Origin of the sequence: Mycolicibacterium sp. Y3, from assembly GCF_051188035.1 — a bacterium.
In the GTDB taxonomy this organism is placed as follows: domain Bacteria; phylum Actinomycetota; class Actinomycetes; order Mycobacteriales; family Mycobacteriaceae; genus Mycobacterium; species Mycobacterium fluoranthenivorans.
In genome coordinates, this window is record NZ_JAVQLT010000001.1 from 929,028 (window position 1) to 940,251 (window position 11,224).

The following is an 11,224-nucleotide window of genomic DNA, read 5'->3' on the forward strand; positions in this document are numbered from 1 at the left end:
CGAGCTGAGCCTGTCCGGTTACGCGATCATCGGGATCGCGGTGCTGATCGCGTCCTGCCTGCAGGCGTCGATCGGCTTCGGGTTGGGCATGCTGGCCGCTCCGGTCGTCGCCCTGGTCGATCCAGGTCTCATCCCGGGCACCCTGATCATGCTGGCCGCCATCGTCACGCTCATGGTGGTCCTGCGTGAGCGGACCGCCATCGATGTGACGGGTACCGGCTGGGCCTTGGTCGGCCGGGTTCCCGGGACGATCGCCGGTGCCCTGATCCTGACCGCGATACCGGAACGGGCACTGGCGATGTTGATCGCCGCGGTGGTACTCGGCGGGGTCGCCCTGACGAGCATGGGTTGGGTGCCCGCACCGCGGCGGCGCAACCTCGTGCTGGCCGGAGCCACCTCGGGGGTGCTGGGTACCGCGACGTCCATCGGTGGGCCGCCGATGGCGCTGGTGTGGCAACGCAGCAGCGGTCCCCGGCTGCGCGGCACAATGGCCGGCTTCTTCCTCATCGGCTCGCTGATGTCGCTGACGATGCTGACCCTCACCGGTGCCGTCGACCGGCACACCGTGGTGGCATGCGCCGTCCTGATACCGGCGACCGTCGGCGGATATGTGTTGTCCCGCTACGCGAACCGGCTGTTGAACCCACGGCGGCAGCGGTGGACGGCGATCACCGCCTCGGCCACCGGCGCCGTCCTCCTCGTCGTCCAGCAGATGGGACTGATATGAGCGAACCCGCAGTGCGCAAGATCTCGTCCGGCGTGAAATCGGCGGTACGCACCGTCGAACTGCTCGAGTACCTGGCCGATCGCCACGACCAGCCGACGCGCGTCCGCGATGTCAGCGTCGCACTCGATATGCCGCGTAGCAGCGCGCACGCCCTGCTGCGCACCCTCATCGCGCAGGGCTGGGTGCGATGCGACGAGTCGGGCACGTTGTACAGCATCGGGATCCGGGCTCTGCTGGTCGGAACCAGCTACCTGGACACCGACCCCTACCTGCCGAGTATCACCCCCTTTCTCGACGAACTGCGCGGTGTCTGGGATGAGACGTTCCATCTGGGGCGCCTGGACGGCTGCGACGTGGTCTACCTGGCCACCCGGGAGTCCCGCCAGTACCAGCGCACCACCAACCGGGTGGGCCGGCGGCTGCCTGCCCACACGACGGCATTGGGCAAGGTGCTGCTGGCCGAACGGGTCGGCGCCGAGCGCGATGCGCACATCCCCACCGAGCTGGTCGCGCTGACCCCGCGGACGGTGACGGATCGGGTGGCGCTGGAGGAGGCGCTCGAGATCGCCCGGATCCGCGGCTACGCCACCGATGACGAGGAGAACACCACCGGCGTGCGGTGCTTCGCGGTGCCGTTGCGGCACTGCCGCCCCGCGCAGGACGCGATCAGCGTCTCGGTGCCCATCGCACGGCTGACGCCGGACCGCGAGGCCGACCTCGTCGAGGCGCTGTGCGCGGTGGGGGACAAGGTGAGCCGGGTGCTGCGCCCGGTCGCCAACGGGGACAAATGGTTTGCGCAGTAGCGATCGAAAAGGTGGATTGATGAGCACACACAAGACCCCGGTCATCACCCGGATGCGGGTGGTACCCATCGCCGGGCACGACAGCATGCTGTTGAATCTCAGTGGCGCCCACGGGCCTTTCTTCACCCGGAACCTGGTGATTCTGCAGGACTCCGACGGCAACACCGGTGTCGGTGAGGTGCCCGGCGGCGCGGCGATCGAGCGCACCCTCACCGATGCCCGGCCGCTCATCGAGGGCCGCGCCATCGGTGATTACCACGCCGTGCTGGCCGATATCCGGCGTGAGTTCGCCGGCCGCGACGCCGGTGGGCGCGGCGCCCAGACGTTCGATCTCCGGGTCACCGTGCATGCCGTCACCGCCGTCGAATCAGCGATGCTGGACATACTCGGCCAGTATCTCGGGGTTCCGGTCGCGGCGCTGCTCGGTGACGGACAACAGCGCACGCGGGTGCAGGCGCTGGGCTACCTGTTCTTCGTGGGCGACCGCACCAAGACGGATCTGGCCTACCGGTCGGCCGCCGATGAACAGGCCGGCGCCGACGACTGGTTGCGCCTGCGGCACGACGAGGCGATGACACCCGAAGCCGTGGTGCGGCTGGCCGAGGCCGCCCGCGAACGGTACGGCTTCCGCGATTTCAAACTCAAGGGCGGGGTGCTGCCCGCGGCCGACGAGGCCAAGGCCGTGATCGCGCTGGCCGACCGGTTCCCGGACGCCCGGATCACCCTGGATCCCAACGGCGGCTGGCTGCTGGCCGACGCGATCACCACCTGCCGGGAACTGACCGGGGTTCTCGCCTACGCCGAGGACCCGGTCGGCCCGGAAGGCGGGTTCTCCGGTCGCGAGGTGATGGCCGAGTTCAAACGGGCGACCGGGTTGCCGACGGCGACCAACATGATCGCCACCGACTGGCGCGAGATGGGGCACGCGATCCGCTCGGGTGCGGTGGACATCCCGCTGGCCGATCCGCACTTCTGGACCATGAACGGTTCGGTGCGTGTCGCACAGCTCTGCGACGCCTGGGGGCTTACGTGGGGTTCACACTCCAACAACCACTTCGACGTGTCCCTGGCGATGTTCACCCATGTCGCCGCAGCGGCACCCGGGGCGATCACCGCGATCGACACGCACTGGATCTGGCAGGACGGTCAGCGGATCACCAAGGCGCCCTACCAGATCGTCGACGGGTACCTGGATGTGCCGGATAAACCGGGGCTGGGTGTCGAACTCGACGAGGACCGCGTCGCGGCCGCGCACGAGCTCTACCTGGCCGAGGGGCTCGGTGCCCGCGACGATGCGGTGGCCATGCAGTACCTGATCCCCGGCTGGACTTTCGACAGCAAACGCCCTGCCCTGCTGCGTGATCTGTGAGACAGGTGTAAGCATGTGCATTCTGGTCGCCGACCGCAACCTGGTGCCGCACCGGGCCCGCTTCGAAGCCGCGCTGCCCGCCGATGTCACCGTCGTGTGGGGGGACGAGCAGGCGCTGCGCACGGCGGAGGTGTTCGTGGGTGGCCGGTTCACCGCCGAAATGGCGACTGTGGCCGAGAAACTGCGGCTCGTCCACGTCGCCGGCGCGGGGACCGACCGGGTCGATTTCACGGCACTGAGCCCGGATGTTCAGGTGGCCAACACCTTTCACCATGAACGTTCGATTGCGGAGTATGTCCTGAGCGCCGCCATCCTGCTGCGGCGCGACTTCCTGGCTCAGGATCGGGCCTTGCGCCGACAGGTGTGGGCCACCCCGGTGTACGACGATGTGCTGCCGCAGTTGCCGACCCTGGGTGCGGCCCGGATCGGCTTTGTCGGCTTCGGGCACATCGGCCGGCGCTGCTGGGAACTGCTGCGCGCCCTGGGATGCACCGGCGCGGCGGTGACCGGGACGGGCCGGGTCGACCCTGCGTGCGGCCTGGACTGGGCCGCCACCACGGCATCGCTGGACCGGTTGATGGCCGAATCCGAGGTGGTCGTCGTCTCCGCGCCGCTGACCGCAGACACCACGGGCATGATCGGATCCGCCCAGTTGCGCGCCCTGGGGCCAGACGGTGTCCTGATCAATGTGGGCCGCGGGCCGCTGGTGGACGAACGGTCGCTGTATGAGGCGTTGCTGCACAAGAAGATCCGCGCCGCGGCGATCGACGTCTGGTATCGCTACCCGGCACCGGGCACCGGCGGTGGCACGCCCGCCGACCTGCCGTTCCACGAGCTGGCCAACATCCTGATGACCCCGCACTCCTCGGGGGTCACCTCGGACACCTTCGCGGGCCGGGCCGACGATATCGCCGCCAACATCGGCCGGCTGTACCGCGCCGAACCGCTGCTGAATGTGGTGTCTCAGAGGGCGTCGTAGATCAGCCGGAAGTACCGGTCGGTGCGAGGCGACCCCTCGACTCCCGGGCCCATCTTGTTCATCACGTACGCGATGGTCGCGCGGCGGTCGGGGTTCATGGTCTCCCATGACCCACCCCAGCCGTCCCAGAAACAGATCTTCTCGTCCGGCACATACGGAATCGTCTCCGGCTTCGGCAGGCCGAATCCGAGGCCCCAGCGCAACGGATGGCCCGCGAGCACCAGATCGGGTCCCTCCAGCTGGACCTCGAAGATCTTCTCGACGGTCTCCGGCCGTAGCAGGGTGACGCCGTCGACGGTGCCGCCGAGTGAGATCACCGACAGGATCTTGGCCAGCGCGCGGGCATTCGTGTGTCCGTTGACCGCGCCGATATCGGCCGCGCGCCAGGCCGCCGTGTTGGCGATACCCGGCTCGGGGGCCGGCCCGGTGAACGTCTTGAGCATCGGCTCCGGCCACTGATCCATCGGTGGAAGCGCGAAAGGTTCGGTGGACGGGATGATCTCCGCGATCCGATCGGCGTCCTCGGGAGCTGCGCCGATCTGGAAGTCCGCGCCCAGAGGTCCGGCGATCTCGTCCCGTACGAAGTCCTTGAGCGGGCTGCCGGTGACACGGCGCACCACCTCACCGATCAGATGCCCGTAGGTCAGGGCGTGATAGCCGGACGCGGTGCCGGGTTCCCACCACGGGGCCTGGGCGGCCAGCGCGGCGGTGGATCTGTCCCAATCCAGGATGTCCTCGGGGACCACCGGCTGATCCCAGCCCGAGACACCGGAGGAGTGGGTGAGCAGGTGGCGGATCTGCACGCCGTCCTTACCGTTGGCGGCGAACTCGGGCCAGTAGTCGGCGACGCGGTCGTGTGCGGCGATCAGCCCGCGATCGATGAGCATCAGCGCGGCCAGGGCGGTGACGGTTTTGGTCGACGACCACACGTTGACCACGGTGTCCGCGGCCCAGGGCCTGGTTCTGGCGGCGTCGGCATGACCGCCCCACATGTCGACGACGGTCTGGCCACCGATATCGATGGCAATGGCCGCGCCGACCTCCTCGCCCTCGGCGATGGCGGTCTCCAGCGCCGCGGCCACCTGAGCGAAGCGGTCGTCCCAATGTCCTTGCAAGGTCATCGGGCCATCATCTGCCAGATTCAGGAGCTGGCAGCCCAGATCTGTCGAACCTGTTGCAGCCCTTGTGAAGTCAATGTGCCGAACAGGCGCAACCGGGCCATCCCGCCGTCCGGGTAGATATCGAGCCGGGCCTCGGTGACCGGGCGGTCGTCCTGGATCAGGAACCGGTGCCGGGTATCGGGTTGCAGATCGGTGCGCGGCAGCAACTCGAACCAGTCGCCGGTGCCGTCCCGGCCCGACAGTCGCGCCCAGCCCGGGGCATTACCGACAAAGTAGGAGGTGTCCAGCTCGGCGGCAGCCAGCACGCCCTGGTTCGCCAGGTGCACCTGCACCCAGTCGTTCCCGGCATCACGGCGCCGGGAGGTCTCCCAGCCCTCACCCATGTGCCGCGGCGTGCCGGGCAGCAGCAGGTTGTTCGGCGAGCTGTAGAACATGTTGGAGCAGGCGGTGATCCGGCCACCGTTCTCCAGTGCCGCCAGATCCAGGGGTAGCGCCTCGGCGAAGCTGGGATCGAGCAGACCTTCGCCGTGTACCCGGAACCGCGCAATGCCGCCATCGGGGTACATCGACAGACGCACATGCGTCCACCGTTGGGTTGATTTGACCTGGAACGGGTTTCGGGTGTCGCCGTTGACCGCGCTGCGCTCCACGATGGGCGTCCACTCGGTCTTGTGCACCAACTCCTCGACCGAGGGATGACCCGTGACGTTGGCCGCCTCGACCGAGATGTGCGGCGGATAGTTGCCGGTGAACCAGGCGGTGTCGACGACCACACCGCGCACCACGCCGGCGGTCCCGAGTCGCACGATCGCCGAATCGCAGGAATCGGCGGTGGCGCCGCGGCGCCGCCGCGTCTCCCAGCCGTCATAGACCTGGCCCTTGTGCCCGAACGTCGCGGGCCGGAACTCGGCCGCGGCGGGGGTGATCAGGTTCTCCTTCTCGGCAAACAGATCGTCGTTGGCCCATATCACCGCGCCGCCGGCGGCACGCGACGCCAGATCGGGGAAGGCCAGGAAGTGTGGAGGGGTACTACTGCTCACGGACCGAGCCTAGTGGCTCACCAGTTGTCGAACCCGCCCTCGGGCCCGAGCATCCGCTCCAACCGGGTCCGGTTGATCTTGGCCAGCTCGTTGCGCACCACCTTGCGCTCGGTCTCGAGATCGTTGTGCATGCGGTCGGCGATGGTGGTGAGCACGTCCGGCGCGCACAGGCCCGCGACGTACATCACATAATCGAAGCCGAACCGGTCCCGGTAGCTCTCCTCGGCGGTTCGCAGGGCGGCCCGCTCGGTGTCGTCGCAGGGCCGTACCGAGCACGGATAGGCCTGCAGGATCGCGTCGACGGACTGCTCGGACAGGGCGAACAGCAGCGCGTCCGCGCGCCGGAACAGGCTGTTGTGATCGGGATAGGGCCGCCCGCCGGCCAGATCACCGGCCAGCGTCACGCAGTGACAGCACTCGTAGAGTGCGTGCACCGCTTTGCGTTCGGGCAACGCGTTGAACGCGTCCAGGCCGATCCCTTGATGCATCAGCACAAAGCCCATGATCGAAGGCGGAAAGCACGGCGGCGTTACCCCGTGTTACGGCAGTGCTAAATCACTTACCAAAGCGAAAGTGCGGGCTCGGCCCGGCGAGCCGATCAGTGACCTGTGGTCTTGAAACGCTCGACGGAGCGCGCCAGCTCGGCCTCGGCGGCCTCGCGTCCGGCCCAGTCGGCAGCCTTGACGAACTTGCCCGGCTCCAGGTCCTTGTAGTGCACGAAGAAGTGCTTGATGGCGTCCAGTTCGAAGGACGACACATCGCTGAGGTCCTGGATGTGATCCCAGCGCGGATCACCCGCGGGCACGCACAGCACCTTGTCGTCACCGCCGGCCTCGTCGGTCATCTGGAACATCGCCACGGGCCGGGCCTCGACGATCGCGCCGGGGAAAACGGACTCGGGCAGCAGCACCAGCGCGTCCAGCGGGTCGCCGTCCTCGCCGAGGGTGTTCTCGAAGAACCCGTAGTCGGTGGGGTAGCCCATCGGGGTGTAGAGGTAGCGGTCCAACTTGACCCGCCCGGTCTCGTGATCCACTTCGTACTTGTTGCGCGATCCCTTGGGGATCTCGATGACGACGTCGAACTGCACGCTCAAAGCTCCTCCATGGGCACTGTGTCTGTGGGGGTCGCCACCTGACGACGCGGGTCCACCCTAGAGGTACCGATACCCTGCTCTATATGCGGCCCGCTCGGTGGCGCCGATCCACCCACCTGGTGATCGGCCTGGTGGTACTGGTGCTCGTCGCCGCCGTCATCGGGGTCGCCGCGGTGCTGACCTCGGGTGACACCTCGGCCCGCAATACCGACGCGGTACGGCCGCAACCCGCCCCGGCGACCGCCGCGCCCGGCGTGCAGGCCCTGGCCGACGACACCGACAAGCCGTCCCCGGCGGGTCTGGCCGCTGCGCTGGCGGGTCCGCTGGCCGACCCCAACCTGGGGGCGTTGACCGGCCGGGTGACCGACGCCGGCACCGGGGCCGAGTTGTGGGCCCAGGGCGCCACCATCCCGATGCTGCCGGCCTCGACCAACAAGGTGCTCACGACCGTCGCCGCGCTGGCCACCCTGGACCGGGACGCGACGCTGACCACCACGGTGCTGGCCGGCCCGACACCCGGTCTGGTGGTGCTGCACGGCGGCGGCGACCCGACGCTGTCGGCGGCACCCGCGGACAAACCCACCTGGTACAAGGGGGCGGCCAGGATCAGCGATCTGGCCGATCAGGTCCGGCGCAGCGGCGCCACCGTGACCGCGGTGCAGGTCGACCTGTCCGCGTACAGCGGGCCCACCATGGCGCCGGGCTGGGATCCCGCCGACATCGACGGCGGCGACATCGCCCCGATGGAGTCGGTGATGCTCGACGGCGGCCGCACCCAGCCGGTGTCCGCCGAGTCGAGACGCTCCACCACCCCGGGCCTGGACGCCGGGCGCGCGCTGGCCGCCGCGCTGGGCGTGGATCCCGCGAGCGTGACCGTCGCCTCCGGGCCGGTCCCGGATGCCCGGGAGATCGCCTCGGTGAAGTCGCCGCCGTTGCTGGAGCGGCTCCGGCAGATGATGAACGAATCCGACAACGTGATGGCCGAATCGACCGGCCGCGAGGTTGCCGCGGCGCTGAACCGCCCGCAGAGCTTCGACGGCGCCGTAGCCGCGGTGCTGACTCAGTTGCGCGGCGTCGGCGTGGATACCGCGGGCGCCGTGCTGGTCGATTCCAGTGGCCTGTCGGTCGATGACCGGTTGACCGCCAACACGCTCGACGGTGCCGTCGCCGCCGCGGTGAGCGGGGAGCACCCCCGGTTGCGTCCGCTGGTGGACGTGCTGCCGATCGCCGGTGGCAGCGGCACGCTGTCCAACCGCTACCTGGACACCGATGCCGGTAAGTCCGCCGCGGGCTGGCTGCGGGCCAAGACCGGATCGTTGACGGCGGTGAACACCCTGGCCGGCATCGTCACCGACAAGAGCGGGCGGGTGCTGACGTTCGCGCTGATGTCCAACAACGCCGGGCCGACCGGCCGGACGTCGCTGGACGCACTGGCCGCGGTGTTGCGGTCCTGTGGGTGCGGCGGATGAGCGACTCCTCCAAATTGACCATCGGTGGCGCCGTCGACTGGGAGTTGGCCGCCACCGTGGGCGCGAAACTGGCCCGCCCCGCCCCGGCCACCACCGACTACACCCGAGATCAGGCCGTCGCCCAGCTCGCCGAATTGGCCCGCCGCGCAGAGCAACCGGTCCGCGAGGTGACCGGGCTCAACGAGGGCGCCGACATCACCGAAGCGCGGGTGGTGGACCGCCCGCAATGGGTCCGGGCCGCCACCGGATCGATGCGGGTGATGACCGGGGGAAGCGATACTCCCGGCGGATTCCTGACCTCGAAACTCACCGGTGCGCAGACCGGCGCGGTGCTGGCCTTCATCTCCTCGGGCATTCTCGGTCAGTACGATCCCTTCGCCGCCGGCCCGGAACCCGACGGCACCGGCGGGGAACTCCTGCTGGTGTACCCGAATGTCATTGCCGTGGAACGGCAATTGCAGGTCGATCCCACCGATTTCCGGTTCTGGGTGTGCCTGCACGAGGTGACGCACCGGGTGCAGTTCCGGGCCAATCCGTGGCTGGCCGAGCATATGTCGTCCTCGCTGGCGACGCTGACCCACGATGCCGGCGAGCAGGTCGGAGAGGTCGCCGGCAGGCTCGCCGCCTATGTGCGTGATCAGCGCAAAGACGAAGTGGCCGAACAGAATCCGGGCGGTGTGGTGGGACTTTTGCGGGCCGTGCAGGCCGAACCGCAACGCCAGGCGCTGGACCGGCTGCTGGTGCTGGGCACCTTGCTGGAAGGGCATGCCGAGCACGTGATGGATGCCGTCGGGCCGGCGGTGGTGCCGTCGGTGGCCACCATCCGGGCCCGGTTCGATCATCGCCGGCAGCGCAAACAGCCTCCGCTGCAACGGATCATCCGCGCGCTGCTCGGCTTCGAGGCCAAGATGAACCAGTACACCCGCGGTAAGGCTTTCGTCGACGAGGTGGTCGGCCGGGTCGGCATGGCCCGCTTCAACACCATCTGGACCAGTGCGCAGACGCTGCCGTTGCCCCCGGAAATCGAAGAGCCGCAACGGTGGATCGACCGGGTGCTGTAGCCGAACTGCGCGCCGCGGTCGGCGCGTTCGCCGCAGCGCACGACTGCGAGCGCTGGTGCGTCGGACTGTCCGGCGGCGCGGACTCGCTGGCCTTGACCGCCGTGGCGGCGGCGCTGCGTCCGACGGTCGCGCTGATCGTCGACCACGGCCTGCAGGCCGGCTCGGCCACCGTCGCGCAGACCGCCCGTCAACAGGCGCTGAAGCTGGGATGCGTTGACGCACAGATTCTTACGGTGGACGTGGGTGTCGCGGGCGGGCCGGAAGGAGCGGCCCGGACGGCGCGCTACCGAGCACTGGATCACGCGCGTGCCGGGCTGCCCGTGCTGCTGGCACACACCCTCGACGACCAGGCCGAGACGGTGCTGCTCGGGCTGGGCCGCGGTTCGGGCGCCCGGTCCATCGCCGGCATGCGCGAGTTCGACGCACCGTGGGGCCGCCCGCTGCTGACCGTACGCCGCGCGGTGACCCGGGCCGCGTGCGCCGAACTCGGCCTGGCTCCCTGGGAGGACCCGCACAACGCCGACCCCCGCTACACCAGGGTCCGGTTGCGCACCGAGGTCCTGCCGCTGCTGGAGGAGGTGCTCGGCGGCGGGGTTGCCGGCGCGCTGGCCCGCACCGCCGCCGCACTGCGCGAGGACACCGAGGCCCTGGACGCGCTGGCCGAGCGGACCCTGCCGGAGGTGCGGCGAGGCGAGGGCCTGGAGACCGCCGCACTGGCCGCGCTGCCGGCCGCGGTGCGACGTCGGGTGATCAGGCTGTGGCTGCTCGGTGGCGGTGCCCGCGATCTCACCAGCCTGCAGATCCGCCGGGTGGACGCGCTGGTCACCGCGTGGCGCGGGCAGGGCGGGGTGGCCGTCGGATCCGCGCTGCGGGGGGCGCGGCTGTTCGCGGGCCGCCGCGACGGGGTGCTCACGATGCACACCGAAACTGTGTGACGTTGGAGCACGGCGGGTTCACGTGGCACGCTGTGGGCGTGCCCGCGCAATCCGCCGCCGAGATGTACCCCGGCGATATCAAGTCGGTGCTGTACACCGAAGAGCAGATCCAGACGCGCACCGCCGAACTCGCGGCCGATATCGCCGAGCACTACGGCCCGCTGGTCGAGGGCGAGGACGATCTTCTGCTCGTCACGGTCCTCAAGGGCGCGGTGATGTTCGTCACGGACCTGGCCCGCGCCATCCCGCTGCCCACCCAGCTGGAGTTCATGGCCGTCAGTTCGTACGGGTCCTCGACCTCCTCCTCGGGGGTGGTGCGGATTCTCAAGGACCTCGACCGCGATATCAACGACCGTCACGTGCTGATCGTCGAGGACATCGTCGACTCCGGGCTCACGCTGTCCTGGCTGCTGCGCAACCTGGCGACCCGGCGCCCGCGCTCGCTGCGGGTGTGCGCGCTGCTGCGCAAACCGGAGGCGGTCCGCGCCGATGTGGACATCGCCCACATCGGGTTCGACATCCCCAACGAGTTCGTGGTCGGGTACGGCCTCGACTACGCCGAGCGCTACCGCGACCTGCCGTTCATCGGCACCTTGGAACCCAAGGTGTACGAGCACCCGTAGACGG

Annotated in this window: 12 protein-coding genes; 8 read left to right on the forward strand and 4 right to left on the reverse strand. The window is 69.3% G+C overall.

Translation table 11 applies throughout. From position 1 onward, the window contains the following. Positions 1-4 precede the first annotated feature (4 nt). The 4 genes from QN239_RS04520 to QN239_RS04535 are packed head-to-tail and all read left to right on the forward strand — an operon-like array spanning position 5 to position 3,878. Positions 5-727, forward strand: a complete 723-nt coding sequence (locus QN239_RS04520) for a sulfite exporter TauE/SafE family protein (RefSeq protein WP_499016585.1) — start codon at positions 5-7, stop codon at positions 725-727. After that, a complete protein-coding gene (locus QN239_RS04525) occupies positions 724-1,530 on the forward strand; it encodes an IclR family transcriptional regulator (protein ID WP_499008350.1) in 807 nt (268 codons plus the stop codon). The genes QN239_RS04520 and QN239_RS04525 overlap by 4 nt, the downstream gene beginning before the upstream one ends. Before the next feature lie 19 nt (positions 1,531-1,549). Further along, a complete protein-coding gene (locus QN239_RS04530) occupies positions 1,550-2,899 on the forward strand; it encodes an enolase C-terminal domain-like protein (protein ID WP_499008351.1) in 1,350 nt (449 codons plus the stop codon). Between the two features lie 13 nt (positions 2,900-2,912). Beyond that, a complete protein-coding gene (locus QN239_RS04535; protein WP_499008352.1) occupies positions 2,913-3,878 on the forward strand; it encodes a 2-hydroxyacid dehydrogenase in 966 nt (321 codons plus the stop codon). On the opposite strand, the gene QN239_RS04540 is transcribed toward QN239_RS04535, so the two are convergent. The 4 genes from QN239_RS04540 to QN239_RS04555 all read right to left on the reverse strand — a co-directional run bounded on the left by QN239_RS04540 (position 3,863) and on the right by QN239_RS04555 (position 7,126). Beyond that, on the reverse strand, positions 3,863-4,999 hold the full coding sequence (locus QN239_RS04540; RefSeq protein ID WP_499008353.1) for a serine hydrolase domain-containing protein: 1,137 nt from the start codon (positions 4,997-4,999) through the stop codon (positions 3,863-3,865). The two genes, QN239_RS04535 and QN239_RS04540, sit on opposite strands and share 16 nt — an antisense overlap. 20 nt (positions 5,000-5,019) lie before the next feature. Next, complete coding sequence (gene alc, locus QN239_RS04545; protein WP_267292240.1) at positions 5,020-6,039, reverse strand: allantoicase; 1,020 nt, start codon at positions 6,037-6,039, stop codon at positions 5,020-5,022. A 17-nt stretch (positions 6,040-6,056) separates the two neighbouring features. Next, a complete protein-coding gene (locus QN239_RS04550; protein ID WP_499016587.1) occupies positions 6,057-6,527 on the reverse strand; it encodes a 2-oxo-4-hydroxy-4-carboxy-5-ureidoimidazoline decarboxylase in 471 nt (156 codons plus the stop codon). A gap of 110 nt (positions 6,528-6,637) precedes the next feature. Further along, complete coding sequence (locus QN239_RS04555; protein ID WP_090354106.1) at positions 6,638-7,126, reverse strand: inorganic diphosphatase; 489 nt, start codon at positions 7,124-7,126, stop codon at positions 6,638-6,640. Between the two features lie 89 nt (positions 7,127-7,215). On the opposite strand from QN239_RS04555, the gene dacB reads away from it, so the two are divergent. The 4 genes from dacB to hpt all read left to right on the forward strand — a co-directional run bounded on the left by dacB (position 7,216) and on the right by hpt (position 11,220). After that, the gene (dacB, locus tag QN239_RS04560) at positions 7,216-8,601 is read left to right on the forward strand and encodes a D-alanyl-D-alanine carboxypeptidase/D-alanyl-D-alanine endopeptidase (RefSeq protein ID WP_499008354.1); all 1,386 of its coding nucleotides are present in this window, start codon (positions 7,216-7,218) and stop codon (positions 8,599-8,601) included. Beyond that, positions 8,598-9,662 carry an Rv3626c family coenzyme F420 biosynthesis-associated protein gene (locus tag QN239_RS04565; protein WP_499008355.1) on the forward strand — a complete coding sequence of 355 codons (1,065 nt, stop codon included), beginning with the start codon at positions 8,598-8,600 and terminating at the stop codon, positions 9,660-9,662. The genes dacB and QN239_RS04565 overlap by 4 nt, the downstream gene beginning before the upstream one ends. Beyond that, a complete protein-coding gene (gene tilS, locus QN239_RS04570) occupies positions 9,641-10,597 on the forward strand; it encodes a tRNA lysidine(34) synthetase TilS (protein WP_499008356.1) in 957 nt (318 codons plus the stop codon). Before QN239_RS04565 ends, tilS begins: the two co-directional genes overlap by 22 nt. A 62-nt stretch (positions 10,598-10,659) precedes the next feature. After that, a complete protein-coding gene (gene hpt, locus QN239_RS04575; RefSeq protein ID WP_170847137.1) occupies positions 10,660-11,220 on the forward strand; it encodes a hypoxanthine phosphoribosyltransferase in 561 nt (186 codons plus the stop codon). Positions 11,221-11,224: the final 4 nt, after the last annotated feature.